Annotated in this window: 18 protein-coding genes; 10 read left to right on the top strand and 8 right to left on the bottom strand. The window is 60.7% G+C overall.

Going from position 1 to position 25080, the window contains the following annotated elements:
* The first annotated feature begins 278 nt into the window (after positions 1-278).
* The 6 genes from PSCI_RS12955 to PSCI_RS12930 all read left to right on the top strand — a co-directional run bounded on the left by PSCI_RS12955 (position 279) and on the right by PSCI_RS12930 (position 10029).
* Positions 279-734, top strand: a complete 456-nt coding sequence (locus PSCI_RS12955) for a MaoC family dehydratase (RefSeq protein WP_045487319.1) — start codon at positions 279-281, stop codon at positions 732-734.
* A 278-nt stretch (positions 735-1012) separates the two neighbouring features.
* Positions 1013-2737, top strand: coding sequence for a C13 family peptidase (locus PSCI_RS12950; RefSeq protein ID WP_045487317.1), 1725 nt, complete (start codon positions 1013-1015; stop codon positions 2735-2737).
* A gap of 42 nt (positions 2738-2779) precedes the next feature.
* Positions 2780-3421 carry an NAD-dependent epimerase/dehydratase family protein gene (locus PSCI_RS12945; RefSeq protein ID WP_045487315.1) on the top strand — a complete coding sequence of 214 codons (642 nt, stop codon included), beginning with the start codon at positions 2780-2782 and terminating at the stop codon, positions 3419-3421.
* Between the two features lie 439 nt (positions 3422-3860).
* Positions 3861-5111 (top strand): TIGR03862 family flavoprotein, encoded by a 1251-nt coding sequence (locus tag PSCI_RS12940; RefSeq protein WP_045487313.1) that lies wholly within the window; start codon positions 3861-3863, stop codon positions 5109-5111.
* A 227-nt stretch (positions 5112-5338) separates the two neighbouring features.
* Positions 5339-7756, top strand: a complete 2418-nt coding sequence (locus PSCI_RS12935; protein ID WP_045487310.1) for a glucose/quinate/shikimate family membrane-bound PQQ-dependent dehydrogenase — start codon at positions 5339-5341, stop codon at positions 7754-7756.
* A gap of 152 nt (positions 7757-7908) precedes the next feature.
* Entirely contained in the window at positions 7909-10029 is a 2121-nt protein-coding gene (locus PSCI_RS12930; RefSeq protein WP_045487307.1) for a TonB-dependent receptor family protein, read from the top strand.
* A 158-nt stretch (positions 10030-10187) separates the two neighbouring features.
* Here the strand turns inward: PSCI_RS12930 and PSCI_RS12925 are convergent, their stop codons facing one another.
* The gene (locus tag PSCI_RS12925; protein ID WP_045494229.1) at positions 10188-12734 is read right to left on the bottom strand and encodes a sulfite reductase flavoprotein subunit alpha; all 2547 of its coding nucleotides are present in this window, start codon (positions 12732-12734) and stop codon (positions 10188-10190) included.
* A 332-nt stretch (positions 12735-13066) separates the two neighbouring features.
* On the opposite strand from PSCI_RS12925, the gene PSCI_RS12920 reads away from it, so the two are divergent.
* Together PSCI_RS12920 and PSCI_RS12915 are read left to right on the top strand one after the other, a co-directional pair.
* Entirely contained in the window at positions 13067-13747 is a 681-nt protein-coding gene (locus tag PSCI_RS12920; RefSeq protein ID WP_045487304.1) for a Fe2+-dependent dioxygenase, read from the top strand.
* Between the two features lie 3 nt (positions 13748-13750).
* Positions 13751-14590 carry a tetratricopeptide repeat protein gene (locus tag PSCI_RS12915; protein WP_045487301.1) on the top strand — a complete coding sequence of 280 codons (840 nt, stop codon included), beginning with the start codon at positions 13751-13753 and terminating at the stop codon, positions 14588-14590.
* On the opposite strand, the gene PSCI_RS12910 is transcribed toward PSCI_RS12915, so the two are convergent.
* From PSCI_RS12910 to PSCI_RS12900, 3 genes are all read right to left on the bottom strand, one after another.
* On the bottom strand, positions 14559-15572 hold the full coding sequence (locus tag PSCI_RS12910; protein WP_045487298.1) for an alpha-xenorhabdolysin family binary toxin subunit B: 1014 nt from the start codon (positions 15570-15572) through the stop codon (positions 14559-14561). The genes PSCI_RS12915 and PSCI_RS12910 overlap by 32 nt on opposite strands.
* Before the next feature lie 34 nt (positions 15573-15606).
* Positions 15607-16806: an alpha-xenorhabdolysin family binary toxin subunit A gene (locus tag PSCI_RS12905; protein WP_045487296.1), complete on the bottom strand. Its 1200-nt coding sequence runs from the start codon at positions 16804-16806 to the stop codon at positions 15607-15609.
* Between the two features lie 299 nt (positions 16807-17105).
* Positions 17106-18269 (bottom strand): type III PLP-dependent enzyme, encoded by a 1164-nt coding sequence (locus PSCI_RS12900; protein ID WP_045487292.1) that lies wholly within the window; start codon positions 18267-18269, stop codon positions 17106-17108.
* A 398-nt stretch (positions 18270-18667) separates the two neighbouring features.
* Between PSCI_RS12900 and PSCI_RS12895 the strand changes: the two genes are divergently transcribed.
* The gene (locus tag PSCI_RS12895) at positions 18668-19534 is read left to right on the top strand and encodes a DMT family transporter (RefSeq protein WP_045487288.1); all 867 of its coding nucleotides are present in this window, start codon (positions 18668-18670) and stop codon (positions 19532-19534) included.
* 70 nt (positions 19535-19604) lie between these two features.
* Here the strand turns inward: PSCI_RS12895 and PSCI_RS12890 are convergent, their stop codons facing one another.
* The 4 genes from PSCI_RS12890 to PSCI_RS12875 are packed head-to-tail and all read right to left on the bottom strand — an operon-like array spanning position 19605 to position 23059.
* A complete protein-coding gene (locus PSCI_RS12890; protein ID WP_045487285.1) occupies positions 19605-20762 on the bottom strand; it encodes an osmoprotectant ABC transporter ATP-binding protein OsmV in 1158 nt (385 codons plus the stop codon).
* A complete protein-coding gene (locus PSCI_RS12885; protein WP_045487282.1) occupies positions 20759-21412 on the bottom strand; it encodes an ABC transporter permease in 654 nt (217 codons plus the stop codon). The genes PSCI_RS12890 and PSCI_RS12885 overlap by 4 nt, the downstream gene beginning before the upstream one ends.
* Before the next feature lie 13 nt (positions 21413-21425).
* A complete protein-coding gene (locus PSCI_RS12880) occupies positions 21426-22331 on the bottom strand; it encodes a glycine betaine ABC transporter substrate-binding protein (RefSeq protein ID WP_045487279.1) in 906 nt (301 codons plus the stop codon).
* A gap of 14 nt (positions 22332-22345) precedes the next feature.
* The gene (locus PSCI_RS12875; protein WP_045487276.1) at positions 22346-23059 is read right to left on the bottom strand and encodes an ABC transporter permease; all 714 of its coding nucleotides are present in this window, start codon (positions 23057-23059) and stop codon (positions 22346-22348) included.
* A 344-nt stretch (positions 23060-23403) separates the two neighbouring features.
* Between PSCI_RS12875 and PSCI_RS12870 the strand changes: the two genes are divergently transcribed.
* Positions 23404-24987 carry a peptide chain release factor 3 gene (locus tag PSCI_RS12870; protein WP_045487273.1) on the top strand — a complete coding sequence of 528 codons (1584 nt, stop codon included), beginning with the start codon at positions 23404-23406 and terminating at the stop codon, positions 24985-24987.
* The last annotated feature ends 93 nt before the right edge of the window (positions 24988-25080 follow it).

The following is a 25080-nucleotide window of genomic DNA, read 5'->3' as shown; positions in this document are numbered from 1 at the left end:
AGACTTGACCTAATGGCCAGGCTCTGCTGATCTTCAGCGGTCCTGCATTAGGGGCTGTTGCCGTTTCATCCCAACCACGCCGAGGTCCAATACTGTTCAAATAAGCGCCGCATGCCTTTGCGGGAGCGACCTTGGTCGCGAAAGGGCCGGTAAAATCACAGCATCTACTGCGAATGTGCCGCCGTCTTCGCCAGCAAGCGGGCTACCACCGGTCTAACAGAACAGTATTGCGCCGAGGTCAACACCCCATAGCAGATTTCATTATCAAGGAGAGAACCATGCCCTATGTACCGGCACACCAACTCACGCAATACATTGGCAAGGAACTGGGATGTTCCGACTGGCTGAGCATCGACCAGGCGCGTATTGACCTGTTTGCCGAAGCCACCGGCGATTTTCAGTTCATCCATGTCGACCCGGTCAAGGCCGCGAAGACCCCGTTTGGCGGCACCATCGCCCACGGTTTTTTGTCGCTGTCACTGATCCCGGTGCTGATGGGCGACCTGATGGTCCTGCCTGAAGGCCTGAAGATGGTGGTTAACTACGGGCTGGACAGCGTGCGCTTCATTCAGCCGGTGGCGGTTGGCTCGCGGGTGCGCCTGAAGCTGCAGCTGACCGAGGTCAACGAGAAAAAACCTGGACAGTGGCTGCTCAAAGGCACGGCCACGATGGAAATCGAAGGCCAGGAGAAACCGGCCTACATTGCCGAACCACTGACCTTGTGTTTCGTGTAACGGCCATTGGGTGCCTCTAAAAACGTAGGCGAGGCAGCCAGCGCAAGACGAAAACAGGCGAGAGAGCGCAGTTTACGGATTGTAAATGAGCATTTTGAGCCTGTTTTCAACGCAACGGTGGCAACGAAGGTGGTTTTTAGAGGTGCCCTATTGGTACGAAACAGTCATTACTGACTGTTTCGTCAACCTGACAGCCTGCGGCATACTTCTGATCACGGCATCAAGGCTCGAAACGAGCCTGGGCCGCCCCTGCCGATTCATACCCCTTGAGACCTGACATGCGCGCGCTTGCCCCACTGGCACTGACCCTCCTGATCGCTGGCTGCGGAGACGGCGAGTCGCTGCTGCCGCCTGACGGCCGCCTGCCGGATGGCGGACGCTATCGTGGCGATCTGGTCAACGGCCTGCTGCAAGGTCAGGGACGTATCGACTACCCCAATGGCAGCTGGTATCAGGGTCAGTTCGATCGCGGCCAGTGGCATGGCCAGGGTGAATGGCGGGCCAGCAACGGGGATGTCTATAAAGGCGGGTTCGAGCACGGCCTCTACAGCGGCCAGGGCATTCTGACCACCCGTACCAGCAGTTACGTGGGTGCGTTCAAGCAAGGCCGCCGTGAGGGTGAAGGGACCTACAAGGAAAAGGACCTGCTCTACCGTGGCGGGTTCAAGGCTGACCTTTACGACGGCGCCGGCCGCCTGGAGCTGGATGACGGCACCCAGTATCAGGGCCAGTTCAGCCGCGGCAAACCCAATGGCGAAGGGATGCGCAGCGATGCCAGCGGCAATCAGTACAGCGGCCGCTTCGTCAACGGCCAGTTGCAAGGCAAGGGCACGTTCAGCAGTGCCGAGGGCGATCAATACATTGGCAACTTTCACGATAACCAGCTCGACGGCAAGGGCCGCTATGAGAACAGCGACGGCGATGTCTGGAGCGGCCAGTTCAGCGCAGGCGCCTTCACCGGCAAAGGCGAACTGATCGGCACCGATGGCAGCCGCTATCAGGGCGAGTTCAGCAACTGGCGCTTCAACGGCGAAGGCAAATTGCACTTGGCCGATGGCAGCACCTATACCGGTGGTTTCGCCAATGACACCTATCAGGGCCAAGGCACCCTGACTCAAGCCGACGGCACGGTGCTGCGTGGCGTCTGGGCCAATGGCCAACTGGTCCGCGATGCCAAGGGCGAGCTGCTGCCCGACACGCTGGAAACCGGCTTGCTGGCCCAGGGTGTACTGCTCGATAACGCCCTCAAGGCGGTGCCGGCCTCAACCCCGGCGGTGGAGCTATACAGCCTGGTGGTCGGCGGCGACGGCAAACAGAGCGTATTCAAGCGCGAGGCGGATTATGTCGGCAACCTGCTCAAGACCCGCTTTGGCGCTCACGGCCAGGTCAGCCTGGTCAACCACCGCGACCACATGGCCGATCGCCCCATGGCAACCCGCGAGACCATCAGCCGGGCGATCCAGACCCTGGCCCAGCGCAGCGGCCCGGAAGACCTGATCTTTATCTACCTGACCAGCCACGGCACGCACGATCATCAACTGGTACTCGACCAGCCGCGCCTGTCACTGTCCGACCTGCCGGCCGACCAACTGGCCACAGTCATGGCGCCGCTGCACAATCGCGACAAGATCATCGTGATCTCGGCCTGCTATTCCGGCGGGTTCATTCCGGCGCTCAAAGACGAACGTACGCTGATCATGACCGCCGCACGCGCCGACCGGGTTTCGTTCGGCTGCACGGAAGAGGCTGACTTCACCTACTTCGGTGATGCACTATTCGCCAAGGCGCTGGTCGAAACAGATAACCTGCAACAGGCTTTCGATCAGGCCAGTGCGTATGTCGCACGCCGCGAGATCGAAGACAATTTCGAGGCATCCGAGCCCCAGATATGGGCGCCAAAGGGGGTGGTCGCCCGCTGGCAACAACTGCGCAAAAACCAGGCAGAACGCGCGCTGAATACGACGTTGACTCGCAAGGATGCGAAGATTTCCAGTAGCCGCTAGACGAAGAACCCGGTTCTTCTGACAGATCAAGGGAGAAACATCATGTACTTGACGCCGCAACACATCCTGCTCGCAGGCGCCACAGGACTGACAGGCGAACACCTGCTCGATCGCCTGCTCAATGAACCCACTGTCAGCCGGGTCCTGGCCCCGACCCGTCGGCCGCTGGTGAAACATTCGCACCTGGAAAACCCTATCGGCGATCTTGCCGGCCTGCTGCCGCAACTCGATGGCCGGGTGGATATCGCTTTCTGCTGCCTGGGGACCACCATCAAACAGGCCGGCTCCCAGGAAGCCTTCCGCGCCGTCGACCTGGATCTGGTACTGGCTTTCGCGGCCCGCGCCCGTGCGCTGGGTGCCCGGCATCTGCTGGTGATCAGCGCCATTGGTGCCGACCCGAAGTCCAGCGTGTTCTACAACCGCATAAAAGGCGAGATGGAGCAGGCCCTGCAAGCGCAGCACTGGCCACAACTGACCATCGCCCGCCCTTCCCTGCTGGTCGGCAACCGTCCTGAGACACGCTGGGCAGAACAGTTGGCAGCGCCCATCGCCAAGCTGCTGCCGGGCAAGTACGGCGCCATCGAAGCCTGCAGCCTGGCCCGCGCCCTGTGGCGCCTGGCGCTGGAAGAACAGGATGGGGTACGGATTGTCGAGTCTGATGAGTTGCGTAAGTTAGGTAAGTAGCCCTGCACTGTAGGGGCGGCTTGCGGATCCATGGCATAGCGGCATGTGTGCATGCGAGCCGGCCAATTCTTCTTAGCTGGCTCAGCCTTGCTCCTGGATGCTTTTCTTCCTCCCTGGCATCAAAAATCGATGTGCCGTCCAGAGGATGAGAATGTCAGGCTTGCGAAATAGCAGGTAAATTAGCGCTTCGCCCTTAGACCACTACCTCCCAAATTGAGGGGCGATAGTGTCCGCGAGCAACGCCTGTGCTCTATGGGTGATCGTACACAGCCCATCCACCCAAGCGCAGGTTCAGCGCCAGAGAATCCCGGGGCTACGGGTGTTGGATCACTCATCAGTTTCCTACTTGTCCTAAGTGGTACTCACCGAAGCTGACGCTTTTGAAAATTTTCCGATTGGATAGACTATCCGCCCTTTTCGCACCAACCACGGCCTGCCCATGACCTCACCCACCGCCCTAGCCTACTCATCAATTGCCATCATCGGCGGCGGTCCTGCCGGTCTGATGGCGGCTGAAGTGCTGAGCCAGGCTGGTCTCAAGGTCGATCTGTACGACGCCATGCCGTCGGTGGGGCGCAAGTTTCTGCTGGCCGGGGTCGGCGGGATGAATATCACCCACTCCGAGCCCTGGTCGGCATTCTTGTCGCGCTATGCTCAGCGCGCGCCGATGATTGAGCCTTTTTTGCAGACGTTCGATGCCGATGCCCTGCGTCAGTGGATTCATGGGCTGGGCATCGAGACCTTTATCGGCAGCTCTGGGCGGGTATTTCCTGCCGACATGAAAGCCGCGCCCTTGCTGCGCGCCTGGCTCAAGCGTCTGCGCGACAGTGGCGTGAATCTGCACACCCGGCATCGCTGGCTGGGCTGGAACCCTGACGGCAGCCTGCGCCTGCGCGGCCCTGATGCCGAGCGCGGCGAACGCGCCGATGCGGTACTGCTGGCGCTAGGCGGCGCCAGTTGGGCACGCTTGGGGTCCGACGGTGCCTGGCGACCCTGGCTGCAGGATCAAGGCGTTGAGGTTGCGGCATTACAGCCCAGTAACTGCGGCTTCGAGGTCAACACCTGGAGCGACGTGCTGCGCAGCAAATTCGCCGGCGCGCCACTGAAAAACATCGCCATGTCTGTGGATAACTTGCCGATGCGCACAGGGGAGTGCGTCGTGACCGAAACCGGGGTTGAGGGCAGCCTGGTCTACGCCCTGTCAGCGCCGATCCGGGACGGGATCAATCGCGCTGGCTCAGCGACTGTCCACATTGACCTGCTGCCGGGCAAGTCCGTGCAAGCGGTGCAGGCGGCGCTGGAAAAACCGCGCGGCTCACGCTCGATGGCCAAACACCTGAGCGGCCAACTGGGCCTGGAAGGCGTCAAGGCTGCACTATTGCGCGAATTGACCAGCAAGGCGCAGTTCGATGACCCGCAGGCGCTGGCCAAAGCCATCAAAGCCCTGCCCCTGCAACTGGTGCGCACTCGCCCGCTGGACGAGGCAATCAGCACGGCCGGAGGCGTAACCTTCGAAAGCCTGGATCAGCACCTGATGCTCAAAGCGTTGCCTGGGGTTTTCTGCGCCGGCGAGATGCTCGACTGGGAAGCACCGACTGGCGGCTACCTGCTGACCGCCTGCTTTGCCAGCGGGCGCGCCGCAGCGCAAGGCATGCTGCACTGGTTGCAAACCTCGCCCCGCACCCCGTAACCGGCCGGGCGACGCTGCGACGCAAAGGCCGGTATAGACCCTACATCGGTGATGGTGATGAAGGTAATTGCGCCTTCACGAGCAAGCTCGTTCCCACCGCATTTCAAGTCACAATCCGTGCCGGGCTCCGAACTCCGGGTAAAAAAGTGTGCGATTTTCGAACAATTAACTAACTGGTTAGTTTTTGATGTTTATAATCGCCGGCATTCAAACACGGGTGCTACAAAATGACACAGCCACAACCCCTCTCCGGCCTGGTCAGGTTCATCCTGCTCGGGCTCGGCATCATTACCCTTTTGCTTGGTCTGGCCCTTGCGGCCGGCGGCTTCTCGCTGGTCCGTCTGGGCGGTAGCTGGTATTTCCTGATCGGCGGTCTGGTTATGGCTGCTTGCGGTCTGTTGATTGCGTTGCGCAAGCCGCTCGGCGCACAACTGTTCGCAGTGTTCCTGATCGGCACGGCCATTTGGGCGGTGCTGGACGCCGGCCTGCAATTCTGGCCGCTGTTCTCGCGGCTGTTCATGTTCTCTGTCATGGGTCTGGTGATCCTGCTGGTCTATCCACAGCTGGTGCGCGCCAGTGGTGCCGTACCGGGCAAGGCGCCGTATGGCATCGCTGGCGTACTGGCAGTCGCACTGGTGATCGCGGTGGGCAATATGTTTGTCGCCCATCCCAGTGTCGCACCCAATGGCAGCGGCCCTGGCCTGACCCCGGTGGACCCGGCCAACGCGCAGAAAGACTGGGCGCATTACGGCAATACCGAAGGTGGCAGCCGCTTTGCTGCGCTGGACCAGATCAACCGTGGCAATGTCGACAAGCTGCAAGTGGCCTGGACCTACCGCACCGGTGATATTGCGCAGAGCAACGGCAATGGCGCCGAAGACCAGCTCACCCCGCTGCAAATCGGCAACAAGGTGTTTATCTGCACACCACACAACAACATCATTGCGCTGGATGCCGACACCGGCAAAGAGCTGTGGAAAAACCAAATCAACGCTCAATCCGGCGTATGGCAGCGCTGCCGGGGCCTGGCGTACTTCGACGCCACCGCAGCGCTGGTACAGCCAAGCCAGCCAGGCAATTCAGCGGTGACCGCAGTCAACGTAACGGCCGGCGCCAACTGTCAGCGCCGCCTGCTGACCAACACCATCGACGCACGCCTGATCGCCGTCGACGCCGACACCGGCGAATTCTGCCAGGGCTTTGGCAACAACGGTCAGGTTGACCTGAAAGCCGGTCTGGGCAATGTCCCGGACTCGCACTATCAATTGTCTTCGGCCCCGCTGATGGCCGGCACCACGGTGGTGGTCGGCGGACGTGTCGCCGACAACGTCCAGACCGACATGCCAGGCGGCGTGATTCGTGGCTTCGACGTGGTCACCGGGCAACAGCGCTGGGCCTTCGACCCGGGCAACCCGCAAGAGCGCAACGCACCGGCCGAAGGCCAGACCTACGTGCGCAGCACGCCGAACAGCTGGGCACCGATGTCCTACGATCCGGCGATGAACACCGTGTTCCTGCCGATGGGCAGTTCGTCCACCGACCTATACGGTGTCGAGCGTACTCGCCTGGATCACACCTATGGCGCTTCGATCCTGGCCCTGGACGCCACCAGCGGCGCAGAAAAGTGGGTGTACCAGACGGTCCATAATGACCTGTGGGATTTCGACCTGCCGATGCAGCCGAGCCTGATCGACTTCACCGGTAAAGACGGCAAAAGTGTGCCGGCACTGGTGATCGGCACCAAGGCCGGGCAGATCTTCGTCCTCGACCGCGCCACTGGCCAGCCGCTGACCCAAGTGGATCAAGTGCCGGTCAAGGCCGGCAACATCCCCAACGAGCCGTATTCGCCCAGCCAGCCAAAGTCGGTGGGCATGCCGCAGATCGGCGCCCAGCAGCTAACCGAGTCGGACATGTGGGGCGCCACGCCGTATGACCAATTGCTGTGCCGTATCGACTTCAAGGGGATGCGCTACGACGGGCTGTACACCGCGCCAGGTACCGATAAATCGCTGAGTTTTCCAGGCTCGCTGGGTGGCCTTAACTGGGGCGGCCTGTCGACCGACCCGGTGCACGGCTTCATCTTCGTCAACGACATGCGTCTGGGCCTGTGGGTGCAGATGATTCCTGCGCAGAAAGATGCCAAGGCTTCCTCCGGCGGTGAAGCGATCAACACCGGCATGGGCGCGGTGCCGCTCAAAGGCACCCCCTATGCGGTGAACAAGAACCGCTTCCTGTCGGTGGCCGGCATTCCGTGCCAGGCGCCGCCGTTCGGCACCCTGACCGCCATCGACATGAAAACCCAGAAAATCGCCTGGCAAGTGCCGGTCGGGACCGTGGAAGACACCGGCCCCCTTGGCATCGCCATGGGCTTGCCGATCAAGATCGGCCTGCCGACCCTCGGCGGCACCCTGTCGACCCAAGGCGGTCTGGTATTCATCGCCGGTACCCAGGACTTCTACCTGCGCGCCTTCAACAGCGCCAACGGTGAAGAAGTCTGGAAAGCCCGACTGCCGGTCGGCAGCCAGGGTGGGCCGATGACTTACGTGTCGCCCAAAACCGGCAAGCAATACGTGGTGATCACCGCCGGTGGTGCGCGCCAGGCGACGCAACGCGGTGATTACGTCGTGGCCTACGCGCTGCCATAATCCGTTCTTTCGCCCGCCCCTGATGGGGCGGGCGATTGCTCAGTATTACTGCACAGCGGATGTGCACGATCTGAACCGCCTGCTGTCTTCTATCCTGCCTGTTGCATCCGCCCGCCGTAGTGACATCACTTTCATTCAATCGAGAGGTCTACATGCCTGTTCGACTTAGCCCCTGCGCCCTCGCCTTGCGGATTCACGCACTGGCCTGCGGTTTGGGTGTCAGCGCATTGGCCCTGGCCGATGACAACAAGGTTTCGACCTACGAGATTCTTACCCCCATCGTGGTCACCGGCACCTATGCGCCGGTCTCCAGCTTTGACCTGCCGTTTTCGGTCGACACCGTCAACCTGCAGCAGATCCAGGACGGCCAGTTGGGCACCAACCTGTCCGAAGTGCTGCCCCGCGTGCCGGGCCTTGTCGTGCAGAACCGCCAGAACTATGCCCAGGACCTGCAGATATCCTCGCGCGGTTACGGCGCGCGCTCGGCGTTCGGTATTCGCGGCCTGAAACTGCTCAGCGACGGCATTCCCGCCAGCACCCCGGACGGCCAGGGCCAGGCCGCCACGCTCAACCTGGATGTGGCCGAGCGTATCGAAGTGCTGCGCGGCCCGACCTCGACCATTTACGGCAGCAATGCCGGTGGGGTGATCCAGATGTTCACCCGCGACGGCCAAGGCAAGCCCAAGGTCGGCGCCGAGACCACGTTCGGCAGCGACGGCTATCGCAAGAACCACCTGTCGGCAGAGGGCGGCAATGACCAGGCGGGCTTTATCGTCGATGCCTCGCGCATGGATACCGATGGCTACCGCGACCATAGCTCGGCCCGCCGCGATCAGACCTTCGCCAAGGTGCATGTCAACCCCGACGCCGACAGCCGCCTGGCGCTGATTTACAGCAGCCTGGAACAGAACGGCACGCAAGACCCGTTGGGCCAGACCTGGGCCGGCTACCAGAATGATCCGCGCTCGGTGGCGGCGGTGGCCGAGACTTACAACACGCGCAAAAGCATCGACCACCAGCAGTTGGGCATGAACTACGAGCGCAGCTTCGGCGACGCCACCTTGCAGTTCAATCTGTATGCCGGCCAGCGCAGCGTGGTGCAGTACCTGTCGATCCCGCGCACAGTGGTTTCCAACAGCCAGCGTGGCGGCGGCGTAGTGGACTTTGACCGCGAGTTTCATGGCGGCACCCTGCGCTGGGTCCAGCCAATCCAGGGCGTACCGGGCCAGTTGACCGTGACCACCGGGGTCGACTACGACCGCAGTCGCGATGACCGCCGTGGTTTTCAGAACTTCAGCGGCACGCAACTGGGCGTCAAAGGTGAACTGCGCCGTGACGAGATCGACACGGCGACCAGTCTCGACCCGTACATCCAGGCGCGCTGGCTGCTGGACGACTGGACCCTGGAAGCAGGCCTGCGGCACAGCACCATGGAGATGGAGGTCGATGACCGTTACCTGGCCAACGGCGATGCCAGTGGCTCGAAGAAATACCAGCGCAACACCCCGTCGCTGTCGGTGATGTATGCCTTCACCCCTGACCTACATGGCTACATCAGTGCCGGCAAGGGCTTCGAAACCCCCACCCAGGCCGAGATGGCCTATGCACCGGGCGCCATCGAAGGCTTCAACTTCAGCCTGTCGCCAGCCACCAGTACCCAGTATGAGATCGGTCTCAAGGCCAGGGTCGGCGGCAATACCCGGATCAATGCGGCCATCTTCGAAATCCGCACCGATGACGAAATCGTCGTCTCCAGCGCCACCGACGGTCGCACCAGTTATCAGAACGCCGGCAAGACCCTGCGTCGTGGTTTCGAACTCGGCGTGCAAAGCCAGTTGAGCGACCAGTGGCAAGCCACCCTGGCGTACACTCGCCTGGACGCCACCTACGACCAAGCCTATGTAAGCAGTGGCAGGACCATCGACAAAGGCAACAAACTGCCCGGCGTGCCGGGCAGCAGCCTGTTTGGCGAACTGGTCTGGAAACCGCGACAAGGCATCAGCATGGGTGTCGAAGGCCAGTACCGCAGCAAGGTGTATGTCGAAGACAGCAATGACGACAAGGCCGCCCCGAGCTACACGGTATTTAACTGGCGCACCCGCTTCGAACAAAACTACGGGCCCTGGACCTTCCACCAGATGGTGCGCCTGGACAACCTGCTCGACCGCCAGTACGTAGGTTCAGTGATCGTCGGCGACGGCAACGGCCGCTACTACGAAGCCGCACCGGGCCGCTCGTGGTACGCCGGCGCAGGGCTGGCCTACCAGTTCTAAGCCGTAAGCCATAAGCTGCAAGCCTCAAGCTAAAAGCAGGTCGGAGGAAGCTGAGCCTTCACCGCACCGCTTGTAGCTTGTAGCTTGTAGCTTGTAGCTTGTAGCTTGTAGCTTGTAGCTTGTAGCTTGTAGCTTGTAGCTGGCAGCCTGAGGCTGCCTCAATAAACGTCTCGCTTGTAGCGTCCCTGTTCGATCAGCTCACTCACGGCCTGTTCACCGAGCAGGTCGTTGAGCGCCTGATCCACTCCGGCGGCCATGCCTTGCAGGCTGCCGCAGATATAGATCACAGCCCCGTCGGCCAGCCAGGCGCGCAGTTCGTCGGCGGCTTCGCGCAGGCGGTCCTGGACGTAGATTTTCTGCTCCTGATCGCGGGAGAACGCCAGGTCCAGACGGGCCAGTTGGCCACCCTCCAGCCAGCCTTGCAACTGGTCACCGCACAAGAAGTCATGGGCACGGTTACGCTCGCCAAACAACAGCCAGTTACGTGTCTGCTGTTGCTCAATCCGAGCCTTGAGCAGGCTGCGCAATCCGGCCAGCCCAGTGCCGTTACCGATCAGAATCAGTGGCACCGGCTCCTGCGGCAGGTGGAAGCCGCTATTGCGACGCAAGCGCAGGCTGATCGTGGCGCCCTCAACCAGATACTCGGTAAGCCAGCCAGACCCTACACCCAGACCGCCATCGGTGTGGATCTCTTGACGGACGATCAACTGCAGGTCGCCGTCTGACGGTGTCGAAGCAATCGAATACTCGCGGGCGGCCAGCGGCACCAGCGCATCGACCAGTGCCTGCGCATGCAGCCCCACCAAGTGCGCACGGTGTTGCGGCAACTGGCGGCTGCCCAGCGCTTGCAACAAGGTTTCCTGCAAGCCATCGACCGTGACCGGTTCCTGGCCGCTCAGGCCCAGGCCTTGCAGCAGGCGGGTCAGCACTGCATCGCTATTGCGCGGCAGAATTTCCACCAGATCACCAGCCTCCCAGCTCGCGGCCGCAGGCGCGCTCAGGCCCAGCAGGAACACCTTCGAGCCCGTGCTGCCGGGGTTGATCTGCTCACGGCGGCTCAGGGTCCAGCTCTCGAATTGCGGAGCCTGCCAGGCGCCGGTCGGCGTGCTGCCGGTCACCCGCCCCAGTTGTTGCTGCCAGTTCTGCAGCGCCGCCGGGTCGGCGTTATCCACCTCCACCGGGGCGAACAGCGAGCGGCTGCCACGCTCGGCCAACCAGCCGTGCAAGCGCTGAGCAAAGGCGCAGAAGTGCTGGTACTGGCGGTCACCCAGGGCCAGCACCGCGTAGTTGAGGTTATCCAGCGCCAGTGGCTGACCGAGCAGCTTGCGCTCGAAGCCACGGGCGCTGTCCGGCGCCTCACCGTCACCGAAGGTACTGACCACAAACACCGCGTTGCGACGTTGCTGCAGGTCTTGCTCGGTCAGTTCCGCCAGGCGCTGGACCTTGACGGGCAGGCCGGCCGCTTGCAATTGCCCGGCGGTTTGCCAAGCCAGTTGCTCGGCAAAACCGCTCTGGCTGGCAAAGCCCACCAACCACGAATCACCCTCGCCGCCTGCCGTCTGCAAGCCACTGCGGGCATTGCGAATATCGCGTTTCTTGCGGCGCCGATCCAGATACAGCAGCCAGCCGGTGATGAAGAACAGCGGCATCAGCAGCGAGGCGATGGTCATGATGATCCGCCCCGGCAGGCCGAAGTAACTGCCGACGTGCAGCGCATAGTTACTGGTCAACAATTGCGCACCGAGCCCCTTGTCGGCGTAGCGTGACACCGAGTTGATCTTGCCGGTGGCGGGGTCGAGATTGATGATGTTCAGCGCCCGTGGGTGCGGCGAGTCCTTGAGCAAATAGAACACGGTAGCCGATTGCCCACCGGCTGCTGGCAGGCGCAGGTTATAACCCGCCAAGCCAGGGCCTGCGGTGTCGCGGATGCTCGCCCAGACGGCGTCGTAATCCACCACCAGCGGCCCCGGCGGCTGGGCCGGCTTGCCACCGCCAGCACCAGGGCCGGCCGGGCGGCGCTGCTCACCGGCTGGCGGTGCATCGCCCAGCAGCCGGGTCATGCCCTGATTCCACCATTGATAGGACCACATCAAGCCGGTGATCGCGAACAACAGATAAGCCAGTAAACACCAGGTGCCAAAAATCGAGTGCAGGTCCCAGTTGAAACTGCGGCCCTTCTTGGCCCAGTCTATGGTCAGCCAGACCCGCCAGTCCAGCGGCTTGCGCGGCCAGCGCAGGTACAGGCCCGACAGGCAGAAGAAAATCAGGATCAGGGTACAGGCGCCGGTGATCTGCCGACCTGTCTGGCCGGAAGCAAGAAAGCGGTGCAGGTTGAGCATCAGGTCGAAAAAGCCTTCGCCCACACCATCGCCACGCAGTTCGCCGGTGTACTGGTCGAAATTGACCCGCGGTCCGCGTCGCTCGCCAGGTTTGGGCTGAAAATAGGCCTGGGCAACCCGATTGCTGGTGGTTTCAACCCGCAGGATAGCCACGGTCATGCCCTTGGCAGCTTCGAGCTTGCGCACCAACTCAACAGGCGGTAGCGGCGCATCGCGCTTCTCTACCAGCAAAACGTCGGGATTTATGGCGTCGAGAATTTCTTCCTCGAAGGAATACAGGGCACCGGTCACGCCCATCAGCGCCAGCACCAGACCTGCGCTGATGCCGAAGAACCAGTGCAACTGAAACAAAACTTTCTTGAACACCACCGGCACCTCTATTGCCCTGAGCGGCGCGCATTATGCGGCAGACGCTAGTTATTCTCATTATCATTTTAAGCCAGCCGCGCCGATCAGGCGGGCTGAGCTTGCTGACCACTTGAGCATGCGCAACGGCGACCCATACTCCGGCCGCGAAACATATTGCAATACTGCCCGAGAGGCAATTGAGAGTAATTGACATTTGCATATTTTTTACATTATTCACCCAGCTTTGCCAGAATCGCCAAGGGCTTTGACAAGCATCAATATCGGCATTGCGCCCATTCAATAAGAATAACTATCATTCACCACCTCCTCGGCCATATCGGTGCCACGTCATGCTTTTACACATCCCCGGCCTGTTCACCCGTGAAGAAGTCCTGCGCATCCGTGAAGCCCTGGAGCAGACTGACTGGGCTGATGGCAAGCTGACTGCGGGTTACCAGTCGGCCAAGGCCAAGCACAACCTGCAATTGCCTGAAGGCCACCCGCTGGCCAAGGAAATCGGCACCGCCATGCTTGAGCGGCTGTGGTCCAACCCGCTGTTCATGTCAGCCGCGCTGCCGAACAAGGTGTATCCACCGTTGTTCAACTGCTACACGGCCGGCGGCAACTTCGACTTTCATATCGACAACGCCGTACGCCAGGTCAAAGGCACGACCGAGCGGGTGCGTACCGACCTGTCCTCGACGCTGTTTTTCAGTGATCCCGATGACTATGACGGCGGTGAACTGATCATTCAGGACACCTACGGCACGCAACAGGTCAAGCTGCCGGCCGGCGATCTGGTGCTGTACCCCGGCACCAGCCTGCATAAAGTCAACGCGGTGACCCGCGGTACTCGTCTGGCCTCGTTTTTCTGGACTCAGAGTCTGGTCCGCGAAGACAGCCAGCGCGCCCTGCTGTTCGAGATGGATACCGCCATCCAGCAACTGACCCGCGATGTACCTGATCATCCGTCACTGGTGCAGTTGACCGGGACTTATCACAACCTGCTGCGCCGCTGGGTCGAGGTCTGAGCCATGAGCTGGAAGTTGGCCCGTGAAGAACAGCTCGACAGCGAAGCCCTGCAAGCCATGCTGGCAGATAACCCCGGACGTGCAGCCCAGGCCATTCTGGCTGCCGCCGGGCAAGGGCTGGTCGAAGCCCAAGCGCTACTGGGGCAGATCCTGCTTGATGGCAACGGCATACAGCGCGACCCGGCGCTGGCGGTGACCTGGTTCAGAATCGCGGCCGATCAAGGCCACTTGATGGCGCGCAACATGCTGGGCCGTTGCCTGGAGCATGGCTGGGGATGCGAGGCCGATGTCGTGCAGGCCGCGCAGCAGTATCAGCTGGCCGCCGAGCAGAACTTTGACTGGGGCCTGTATAACCTGGGCAACCTGCTGGGCAGCGGGCGTGGCGTACGTCAGGATCACTGGCTGGCCATGGCCTGTTACCACAAGGCCGCCCATCAGGGGCATGCCAAGTCGATGAACTTGCTGGGGCGCTATCTGGAAGAAGGGCTGGCCGGCAAAGTTGATCTGGAGGCAGCGCATGACTGGTATCGACGCTCTGCCGAAGCCGGGGATTTTCGCGGGCAATTCAGCCATGCCACCGTGCTGGCCGAACAAGGCGAGATTGAACAGGCGCAAACCTGGATGAACACAGCGCTGGCGGGCGGCAACCTCAATTTTCTGCGGGTGAGTCGCCAGTCATTACTGACCGCCGCTCACCCGGCATTGCGTGCTCTGGCGCAAGCCTATCATCAGCGTGCCGCTGAACTCGGTGACGAGTCAGACCAGGCAGCGCTGCGTGACGTTCTGGTCCGGCTCAGCCAGAACCCGTCTATCAACTGCGCCAGTCCCGGCGCAGCTCAGTGAGGTAATTGCTCAGGAAGCGGGCATGGCGAATAAACAGCGCCGTCTGGGCTTCAACACTGTCGACCGCTTCGATGCGATTGGCAGTGAGGAAGCCGTTCAGCGCAGCCAGTAATCTGGCGACTTCCTGGCTATAGGCCGACTTCAGTTCCTCCAGCGCCTGAAGCTGTCTGAATTGCTCCAGCTTGCGGGCCTCAGCCTTGCGTTTTTCGTGCAGCTCACGAGCATTACCGCGCAGCGCGTCGAGCAGCTCCTGCAAACGCTCGCGGTGCTTGAGCAGGTGCTTGTATTCCAGCGCATCGTTGGCCAGATCAAGAATACTGCTCATGCCGGCAATACCGGCCTTGATCGAGCCGACCAATCGATTGTTCGGGTCTATTTCGATCAGTTTGTCCAGAGACGCCACCAGCGGCTTGAACTTGTCGAGTGCACTCAATGCCTCGACCTCGGCAATCAGCTTGTTGAGCGCCGCTTCTTCCTCCAGCCATTTGCCCAACGGCTGGTTTTCAGCGGCAATCTGCTCATCCACTTGCGTCAGGCTGGCCTCGATCTCAACCACAAAGTGATCGACGTCGCTGACGCTGACTGCCGAAAAATTAACCAGCGCATCATCCAGCGCGCTGGACTGCAGTTGCAGCTCGGCAAGCGTCTTGAACCGCTCTTCACGGATCTCCTTGACGATCACCTCGATGTGGCTGCCGGTTTCGTCGGTCAACGGCTGTTGCTTGAGCTTGGCAATGGTTTCGAGCAGGTCCGGCAAGCCGTGATTGGCCAACAGCCCAGGTCCAAGCGTCAGTATGTCGAGCACCTGCTTGTCGACATGACTCAACTCCTCAATCAGGCTGAGCAGTTTCTCGCGCTTGACCGGCAAATGGATCTCGCCAAGCGCCTCAGTGTAGCGGCGCAATTGCGCTCTGTTGGCCACCAGCACGTCCAGATCAGGCTTTGGTAACAAAAACGGAGTGTCCATGACATGAACATTCATTCTTTAATCTTCCTTATCGTTAGTTACTTTACTATCAACGCCGCACATCACCAACGACCCTGTTAAAAGCCGTCAGCATATTGAACGCCTGCTCTTTTATGTCTTGCCAATTGGCAATAACTGCGCGAAACCGTGAAACAAAAACAACCAGCAGCAGCGCGTTGTCCAGGTCATTGATGCGCCGATGCGAGTCGTCTGCCAACTTCTCGAGCAAACTCCAGATACTTTCGATATTGCTGATACTGCTGGCCGCTCCTTCGATACGGGTTCTCAGATCCTGCATGCCAGACTCAAAGGCAAACAGGTTGCCGAGAAACCGGTCGTGCTGCCTGAGTTGGGTTTCAAGCGTCTGCTTTTCGTCGATCAACTGGCTCTGCTGTGCAAGGACCTCCGCGGCCTTGGGCCCGTAGATCGACCAGGAAACCGCTCCACCTGCCGGCCCCCACCAAAACCCGACCCATCGGTAGCCGCAGTACTCCTCATACTCGCTGGCCTTTTGATTGATACGCTCATTGAGCAGCACAATCCGGTCCTTGAGCTGAACCAGGTTGTCACCCGCTTCCGCAGAGCTCGCCAGATCAATCTTACGAGCGACCTCGGGCCTGATTCGGTCTCGCAGGTGCGCCTTGAACGCCTCAAGCCCCTGACTGACCCGCCGGGTACTGCTGCTGTAATCAGCGATGTGTAACTTCAGGTCACCCACCAAGGCCAGCAAACCCGGCAGGTGCCTGCGATCGGAGTCGGTCAGTTCAACCATCGGCATCTGCTCGATTTCACTGACGCTCAGCTCACTCAGCTTGAGGGTTCGCCAGGCTTCAAGCCCCTGAATAAAACCGACCATGTCTTCAGCGGTGCGAACCAGATTGCCGGCAAATACATGCAGATCGCTGCCCACCGCACGCATGTCGTCTTCCAGCCCGGCCCAACTTGCGGCGTGCTCCTGGATCGTCAGATACAGCTGTTTGACGTCTTCAGGCTGCAAACCGGGAATACCACTTTGGTAATTGCCCAGCAGTTGCCGGACCTGGGCAATGTCGCTCGGCAGGGCCAGCGCACTACTGACGTAGCGATGGATGCTACGTACGTCTTCGTTGGTTATCAGCAGGCCCCGATCGCGAGCCGCATTCTGGGCAACACCCGACGCGGCGCGAATGAAATCATTACTGACCCGGCTGATCTCGCTGACATCAGGCTGAGCGGCGTCAGTCGCCAATGCCACGTGTTCGTTCGACATATCCAATTTCCCTATCGTGATCATTCGGCCTAAATGGCAGTCCGGAACTCAAGCCTTGAAACTTATTAAAAGCTAGCAAAACTTCAAGACACTAAATAGCAAACAAAGCGGATCGACCCTGTAGGAATAAGCAACCAGAACTGAGGATTTATAAGAAGTTATCGAATAACTTAACCAATGGATCCAAAATCAATTGAGTTATGTAAATCTGGATCCTCTGTTACAAATCGCCGCGTACTTTTCTGAGGGCATAAAAAAACCCATGATCGCTCATGGGTTTTTTGTAGTGCGTGACGACCTTACAGGTAGAACGCCTTCAGCGGCGGGAAGCCATTGAACTCCACAGCGCTGTAGCTGGTGGTGTAGGCACCGGTCGAGAGCCAGTACAGGCGGTCACCGATGGCCAGGTTCAGCGGCAGACCGTACTTATAGTGCTCGTACATGATGTCGGCGCTGTCGCAGGTGGGCCCTGCGATGACCACTTCTTCCATCTCGCCTTTCTTCTCGGTCCAGATCGGGAACTTGATCGACTCGTCCATGGTTTCGATCAGGCCGGAGAACTTGCCCACGTCGGTGTACACCCAGCGCTCCACGGCGGTACGCGACTTGCGCGCCACCAGCACCACTTCGCTGACCAGAATGCCGGCGTTGGCGATCAGCGAACGGCCTGGCTCCAGGATGATTTCCGGCAGGTCATCACCGAAGTCTTCCTTCAGGAAGCGGATGATCTCTTCGGCGTAGGTTTCCAGGCTGTTGGTGCGGGTGATGTAGTTGGCCGGGAAGCCGCCACCCATGTTGATCAGCTTCAGTTCGATGCCGTCTTCCTGTTTCAGACGCTCGAAGATCACCTTGACCTTGGCAATCGCCGCGTCCCACACGCTGATGTCGCGCTGCTGGGAACCGACGTGGAACGAAATACCGTAAGGCACCAGACCCAGATCACGGGCCAGGATCAGCAGGTCCATGGCCATGTCGGTCTGGCAGCCGAACTTGCGCGACAGTGGCCAGTCAGCGGTGGTCGAGCCTTCGGTGAGGATGCGCACATAAACTTTCGAGCCTGGTGCAGCCTTGGCGATGTTGCGCAGGTCGGCTTCGGAGTCGGTGGCGAACAGGCGCACGCCCTTGTCGAAGAAGTAGCGGATGTCCTTGGACTTCTTGATGGTGTTGCCGTAGCTGATGCGTTCCGGGCCAACGCCGCAGCCCATGACCTTGTCCAGCTCATAGATGGAGGCGATGTCAAAGCTCGAACCCTTGTCGCGCAACAGCTCGATGATTTCTTTGGCCGGGTTGGCCTTGACGGCGTAGTAGACCTTGGCGAACTCGAAACCGGCGCGCAGGTCATCGTAAGCCTTGTCGATGATCTTGGTGTCGATGAGTACGAACGGGGTTTCCTGCTTGTCGGCAAACGCCTTCATTTTGTTGAAGGTGCTGGCTTCGAAATAGTCTTCGACCTTGATCGGCATGCTAAGGGACTCCACGGGGCAAACAGATGAATAAATGGGTGCATATGAACGTCCTCCGTATCCCCACTTTGGTTCGCCTACTTCCCAAGGCATGTCGCCGAAAGCAAAAAGGCCACGGGGCAACTCCCCTTGGCCTTGCTGTCTCGTCGTCAGTACTTGAGCCGGATGGATCGTTTCCAGCATGGACGTTCGGCGCGAACTTTAGGACCTGAGGGGCTTGAGATCAACTAAAAATGTCGCGATTTCGCACGCAACCAGTAGATCGCTCATTACACCCACCTATGTAAACGACCCACATGACAGGCTGATGTTCCTTGCGCCTGCCCGAACGGTCCGGTTTCACCTGGCCGCCAGGGTCATGGTGCTATGCTCGGCGCCGACCTGGAGAGACCCGACTGATGAATTACCTGTTCCCCGTCCTGGCCGCCTTCCTGTGGGGTGGCAACACCATCGTCACCAAACTCAGTGCCACGGCCATCTCGCCCATCGAGATCAGCTTCTACCGCTGGCTGCTGGCGCTGCTGGTGCTCACCCCGTTCGTGCTCGGCGGCCTGATCCGCAACGCCGCAGTGGTCGCCCGCTGCTACAGGCAGTTGATCGTCCTCGGCCTGCTCGGCGGCGTGGTGTTTCAGTGCCTGGCCTACTACGCCGCACACTCCACCACCGCGATCAAGATGGGCATCATCCAGGCGCTCTATCCACTGATCGCACTGATCCTTACCGGCCTGCTGATGAAACAGCGCACGACTACCGGCACCCTGGTTGGCGGCACGATCTCGATCATCGGCGTGGTGCTGGTGATCAGCAATGGTCATTTCGCTTCCCTGCTCAACGGCGGCCTGAGCATCGGCGATGCCATGATGCTGCTCGGCACCGCAGCCTTCGCGGTGTACAGCCTGCTGCTGCAGCGCTGGAAGATCCAGTTGCCGATGCTGCAGACGGTCTACACCCAGGCCATCGTCGCCAGTGTGGCCCTGGCGCCGTTCTACCTGCTCACCGAGCGGCATGCGCTGACCGGTGAAGTGCTGGCCCTGGTCGGCTTTGCCGGCATCGGCGCCTCGATCTGTGCGCCACTGGCCTGGATCCACGCCATTTCCCGACTGGGCGCCTCGCGTACCGCGCCGTTCTTCAATCTGGTGCCGGTGATCACCGCCGTGCTGGCGACTGTGCTGCTGGGGGAACAACTGACGGCCTGGATCACCCTGGGCGGGCTGCTGGCGATTGGCGGGGTGATCGTGTCGGAGTACTGCCGCAAGAAGGCATAGGTTTGAAAGGCTGGCAGTGCTGCGCACTGCTTTCGCCGGCGGCGAAAGCAGCGCAAAGCGCTGCCACTTATCAGGACGCCGCCAGTTCCGCTGGCGAGACGATGCTGGTCTTGGCCCCGCGCGAGCGTCCCGAACTCAGGTAAGCGGCAATCGACTCTTGGGTCACCTCGCCCAGGAACACCCGCTCGGCGTCCAGCACCGGCAGCCAGGCGCGGTTGAACTCGTACATGCGCGACAGCAGGATGCGCAGATTTTCGTCATAGGCTGCCGTGGCGTTGAACTCGCGCAGGAACTGCGCACAGGTGCCGGTCTGGCGGTGCAGGTCGCGGCGGCGCACGTAGCCCATGGCCTTGTTGTCTGCGTCCGTGACCACCACGTAGCGACGGTCCTGATCGTCCATCACCTCCAGCGCATCGGCCACTGGCGTCTCGGGGCTGACTGACGGCGCGTTGTCGGCGGCGTCTTCGGCCTTGACCAGCAGCAGGCGCTTGAGGGTGCTGTCCTGGCCAACGAAGTTGGAGACGAAGTCGTCCGCCGGGTGCGCCAGCAGGGTGTCCGGGTGGTCGATCTGGATCAGTTTGCCAGCGCGGAAAATCGCGATCTTGTCGCCCAGTTTGAGCGCTTCGTCGATGTCGTGGCTGACCATGATCACGGTCTTGTTCAGCGCCCGCTGCATCTCGAAGAACTCGTTCTGGATCATCTCGCGGTTGATCGGGTCGACCGCGCCGAACGGCTCGTCCATCAGCAACAGCGGCGCCTCGGCGGCCAGCGCACGGATCACCCCGATACGCTGTTGCTGACCACCGGACAACTCGCGCGGGTAACGGTGCAGGTACTGCTTGGGTTCGAGCTTGATCATGCTCATCAACTCGCGAGCGCGGTCATGGCACTTCTGCTTGTCCCAGCCCAACAGTTTGGGCACCACCACGATGTTTTCCTCGATGGTCATGTTCGGGAACAAGCCGATCTGCTGGATCACATAGCCGATATTGCGGCGCAGGGTCACTTCGTCCAGGCCGGTGGTGTCTTCACCGTTGATCAGGACCTTGCCGGAGGTCGGCTCGATCAGGCGGTTGATCATCTTCAGCGTGGTGCTCTTGCCACAGCCCGACGGGCCGAGGAACACGCAGATTTCGCCTTCGTTGACCGTGAGGCTGACCGAGTCGACCGCCTTCACTTCTTTGCCGTTGCTCTGGAAAGTCTTGGTGAGGTTTTGAAGTTCGATCATTTCAGGAGTCCTTTGGGAGTCAGCGAGCGTTGCAGCCATTGCAGAAGCAGGTCGGCGATGATGGCCAGAATGCTGACCAGCACGGCGCCGACGATCAGCATCGACATATCGCTGCGGCTGATAGAAGCAAGAATGAGTACACCAAGACCGCCGGCGCCAATGGTCGCGGCAATGGTCATGACGCCGATGTTCATCACCACGGCAGTGCGCACCCCGGCGAGAATCACCGGTACGGCGATGGGCAGCTCGACCATGCGCAGACGCTGGCCGAAGGTCATGCCAATGCCCTTGGCCGCTTCCCGAATGCCCGGTTCGACACCGGTCAGGGCCAGGTAGGTGTTGCGCATGATCGGCAACAACGAATACAGAAACACGGCGGTGATGGCCGGCAGCGGCCCCAGGCCCTGGCCAAATTTGGAATAGAACGGCAGCAGCAAGCCGAACAGCGCAATGGACGGCACGGTCAGCAACACCGTGGCACTGGCTTGCAGAGGACCTGCCAGGGTCGGGAAGCGGGTCATCAGGATACCCAGCGGCACGCCGACCAGAATCGCCAGGGTCACCGCGACGCCGACCAGGGTGATGTGCTGCCCGGTCAGGTGCAGGACCTGATTCCAGTCCATATGGGAGAAGGCGTTCAACAAATCCATACGTCTGTCTCTTTTAGTTGAGTGGATGCTGGCGCAGGAACTCTGCGGCCACGGTGGACGGGCTCTGATGGTCGACATCGACCTTGGCGTTCAGTGCACGCATGGTGGCGTTGTCGAGCAGTTCGGCCAGCGGTTTGAGCAGCCCGGCCAGTTCCGGGTGCTGGTCGAGGAACGCCTTGCGCACGACCGGGGCGGCGGTGTAGTCCGGGAAGTAATGCTTGTCGTCGTCCAGCACCTTGAGCTTGAAGGCGTCCAGGCGCCCGTCAGTGGTGTACACCAGACCGGCAAAAACCTGGCCGTTGCGCATCGCGGTATAAACCAGCCCTGCGTCCATCTGGCGGATGTTTTCCCGGCCCAGATTCATGTCGTAATGCTTGACCAGCCCGCCCAGACCATCGGAGCGGTTGGCAAACTCGGTATCCAGGGCAACGATGTGGCCCTGGTCAGCCTCGTCCTTGAGCACTCGGGTCAGGTCGCTGACGGTGTTGAGCTGGGGATACTCTTTGGCGATCTTGTCCGGCAGCCCCAAGGCGTAGGTGTTGCTGAAGCGCGACGGCGCCAGCCAGACCAGGCCTTTTTTGGCATCGAGTTCTTTGACCCGTGCGTAGCTCTGCTCGCTGTCGAGACGTTCCTCGACATGGTTGTAGGCGACCAGCGAAACCCCGGTGTACTCCCAGAGCAGATCCAGCTGGCCGCTCTCATGGGCACTGCGCGCCAGGTTACTGCCCAGCCCGCCGGTGATCTGCACGTCGTAGTTTTTGCTGCGCAGGTATTGCGCGGTGATCTCCGCGAGCATGGTCTGCTCGGTAAATACCCGTGCGCCGATGCGCAGCAGCGGTTTTTCGGCGGCCTGGGCGAACGCCGAGAACAGCGATCCCAATCCCAGGGTCAGGCTCAGCGCCAAACATAGCTTTTTCATGTCAGTTCCTTATCTCAGCGGTGCAGACCGCGCTCCAGCCAGATGCGACTACCCAGCGTGACCAGGGCATCAAGCAACAGTGCCAGTAACGCCGTGCAGGCAGCGCCCAGCAGCAGTTGCGGCTGATTGTTCAGACCAATACCGGGGAAGATCAGGCTGCCCAGGCTGTTGGCACCAATCAGGAACGACAGCGGTGCAGTACCGACATTGAGCGCCAGCGAGACCCGCACACCACCGATGATGATCGGCACGGCATTGGGCAATTCGACCTTGAGCAGCACCTGACGCGGGGTCATGCCGATGCCGGTGGCGGCTTCCTTGAGCGAGGCAGGTACATTTTTCAGGCCTTCGTAGGTGTTGCGCACGATGGGCAACAACGAGGCGAGGAACAGCGCGAAGATGGCCGGACCACTGCCGATCCCGAGAATACCGAGAGCGATGGCCAGAACCGCGAGAGGAGGAACGGTGTTACCGATATTGAAGACTTGCATGAAGCGTTCTGCGCTGCCGACCATCGACGGTCGGCTCAGGACAATGCCGGCGGGGATACCGACCACCAGGGCCGCCAACATTGAAACCAGAACCAGAACCAGATGGGCCTGCAGGTAGAACAACAGGTCATCCTTGTACTTCACGAACGTATCAGTGCCGATCCACTGGACCAGCAGGGCCAGGAGCACGATGGTAATCGCACCTCCCAATAGCCCCTTGCCATAGCGATTAGCCACGGGCGGACTCCTTTTTTCAGTCGGCAAACCTCGCCTGTGGCGGCCCGATGGGTCGCGCGAAACGGGTTTGCGAAGAGCAGCAGGTGGGTCGCCGTAAACGGGGATGAACCCTGGCGAAAACACAAGCCATGAGCACAGCTTCGTCAAGCTGAAACGCAGATAAATCAAGCCCTTGAAGCAGTGCCGAAATGGCCTGTTACAAGGGAATGGACGTCTCCGGGATCTGAAAGGTTCCCACGCAATGCAGCATTTGGCCACCCTTAATCGACTGAGCGGTTCGGCATTGGCCTTCACTTGCGCTATAATCTGCGCCCTTTTTTGACTCCCTTTTCAGGCGATTTCCCATGACCCAACAGGCCGCCGAAGTCGCGAAACGTCGCACTTTCGCCATCATCTCCCACCCCGACGCCGGTAAAACCACCATTACCGAAAAGCTGCTGCTGATGGGCAAGGCGATTTCGGTGGCCGGTACGGTCAAATCGCGCAAGTCCGACCGCCATGCCACCTCCGACTGGATGGAAATGGAAAAGCAGCGCGGCATTTCCATCACCACCTCGGTCATGCAGTTCCCGTATCGCGAGCACATGGTCAATCTGCTCGACACCCCCGGCCACGAAGACTTCTCGGAAGACACCTACCGCACCCTGACGGCGGTCGACTCGGCGCTGATGGTGCTCGACGGCGGTAAAGGTGTAGAGCCACGAACCATCGCCCTGATGGACGTTTGCCGCCTGCGCGACACGCCGATCGTCAGCTTTATCAACAAGCTCGACCGTGACATCCGCGACCCGATCGAGCTGCTCGACGAAATCGAAGCCGTACTGAAAATCAAGGCTGCGCCGATCACCTGGCCGATCGGTTGCTACCGCGACTTCAAGGGCGTGTACCACCTGGCAGGCGACTACATCATCGTCTACACCCCAGGCCACGGCCACGAGCGCACCGAGACCAAGATCATCCAGAAACTGGACTCGGACGAAGCCCGCGCCCACCTGGGTGACGAATACGACAATTTCGTCGAACAGCTTGAGCTGGTGCAGGGCGCCTGCCACGAGTTCGACCCGCAGGCGTTCATCGATGGCCAGATGACGCCGGTATTCTTCGGCACCGCGCTGGGCAACTTCGGCGTTGACCACGTGCTGGACGCCGTCGTCGATTGGGCGCCGCGCCCGCTGGCGCGCGCCGCCCACGAGCGGACCGTCGAGCCGGTCGAAGAGAAATTCAGCGGTTTCGTGTTCAAGATCCAGGCAAACATGGACCCCAAGCACCGAGACCGCGTGGCCTTCATGCGCATCTGCTCGGGCCGTTACGAGAAAGGCATGAAGATGCGCCACGTGCGCCTGAACAAGGACGTGCGCATCGGCGACGCCCTGACCTTCTTCTCGTCCGAGCGTGAAATGCTCGAAGAAGCCTATGCCGGCGACATCATCGGCCTGCACAACCACGGCACCATCCAGATTGGTGACACCTTCACCGAAGGTGAGAGCCTGGGTTTCACCGGCATCCCGCACTTCGCCCCGGAACTGTTCCGCCGCGTACGCCTGAAAGACCCGCTCAAATCCAAGCAACTGCGCCAGGGCCTGCAACAGCTGGCCGAAGAAGGCGCCACGCAAGTGTTCTTCCCGCAGCGCAGCAACGACATCATTCTCGGCGCCGTCGGTGTGCTGCAGTTCGACGTGGTCGCCAGCCGCCTGAAAGAGGAATACAAGGTCGAATGCGCCTACGAACCGATCACCGTCTGGTCGGCGCGCTGGATCGAGTGCGATGACAAGAAAAAGCTCGAAGAGTTTGAAACCAAGGCCTTTGAGAACCTGGCAGTGGACGGCGGCGGTCACCTGACCTACCTGGCCCCGACCCGGGTCAACCTGAGCCTGATGGAAGAACGCTGGCCGGACGTGAAATTCCGCGCGACGCGCGAGCATCATTGATATCACTGTCGCCCAGAAAGCCCGCCGCGAATGCCGAGGATGAACGAGGCATTTACGGAGCCGTTAAAAAAGCAGGCGTTCGCAATGAACGCC

Source organism: Pseudomonas sp. StFLB209 (assembly GCF_000829415.1).
In the GTDB taxonomy this organism is placed as follows: domain Bacteria; phylum Pseudomonadota; class Gammaproteobacteria; order Pseudomonadales; family Pseudomonadaceae; genus Aquipseudomonas.
The sequence above is the reverse complement of the archived record's forward strand: the minus strand, read 5'-3'. Positions and strand labels throughout refer to the sequence as shown.

What these genes read in the sequence shown, in the direction of transcription:
- PSCI_RS12955 (WP_045487319.1), top strand. Translation starts at nt 279, where the DNA reads ATGCCCTATGTACCGGCACACCAACTCACGCAATACATTGGCAAGGAA.
- PSCI_RS12950 (WP_045487317.1), top strand. Translation starts at nt 1,013, where the DNA reads ATGCGCGCGCTTGCCCCACTGGCACTGACCCTCCTGATCGCTGGCTGC.
- PSCI_RS12945 (WP_045487315.1), top strand. Translation starts at nt 2,780, where the DNA reads ATGTACTTGACGCCGCAACACATCCTGCTCGCAGGCGCCACAGGACTG.
- PSCI_RS12940 (WP_045487313.1), top strand. Translation starts at nt 3,861, where the DNA reads ATGACCTCACCCACCGCCCTAGCCTACTCATCAATTGCCATCATCGGC.
- PSCI_RS12935 (WP_045487310.1), top strand. Translation starts at nt 5,339, where the DNA reads ATGACACAGCCACAACCCCTCTCCGGCCTGGTCAGGTTCATCCTGCTC.
- PSCI_RS12930 (WP_045487307.1), top strand. Translation starts at nt 7,909, where the DNA reads ATGCCTGTTCGACTTAGCCCCTGCGCCCTCGCCTTGCGGATTCACGCA.
- PSCI_RS12920 (WP_045487304.1), top strand. Translation starts at nt 13,067, where the DNA reads ATGCTTTTACACATCCCCGGCCTGTTCACCCGTGAAGAAGTCCTGCGC.
- PSCI_RS12915 (WP_045487301.1), top strand. Translation starts at nt 13,751, where the DNA reads ATGAGCTGGAAGTTGGCCCGTGAAGAACAGCTCGACAGCGAAGCCCTG.
- PSCI_RS12910 (WP_045487298.1), bottom strand. Translation starts at nt 15,572, where the DNA reads ATGAATGTTCATGTCATGGACACTCCGTTTTTGTTACCAAAGCCTGAT.
- PSCI_RS12905 (WP_045487296.1), bottom strand. Translation starts at nt 16,806, where the DNA reads ATGTCGAACGAACACGTGGCATTGGCGACTGACGCCGCTCAGCCTGAT.
- PSCI_RS12900 (WP_045487292.1), bottom strand. Translation starts at nt 18,269, where the DNA reads ATGCCGATCAAGGTCGAAGACTATTTCGAAGCCAGCACCTTCAACAAA.
- PSCI_RS12895 (WP_045487288.1), top strand. Translation starts at nt 18,668, where the DNA reads ATGAATTACCTGTTCCCCGTCCTGGCCGCCTTCCTGTGGGGTGGCAAC.
- PSCI_RS12890 (WP_045487285.1), bottom strand. Translation starts at nt 20,762, where the DNA reads ATGATCGAACTTCAAAACCTCACCAAGACTTTCCAGAGCAACGGCAAA.
- PSCI_RS12885 (WP_045487282.1), bottom strand. Translation starts at nt 21,412, where the DNA reads ATGGATTTGTTGAACGCCTTCTCCCATATGGACTGGAATCAGGTCCTG.
- PSCI_RS12880 (WP_045487279.1), bottom strand. Translation starts at nt 22,331, where the DNA reads ATGAAAAAGCTATGTTTGGCGCTGAGCCTGACCCTGGGATTGGGATCG.
- PSCI_RS12870 (WP_045487273.1), top strand. Translation starts at nt 23,404, where the DNA reads ATGACCCAACAGGCCGCCGAAGTCGCGAAACGTCGCACTTTCGCCATC.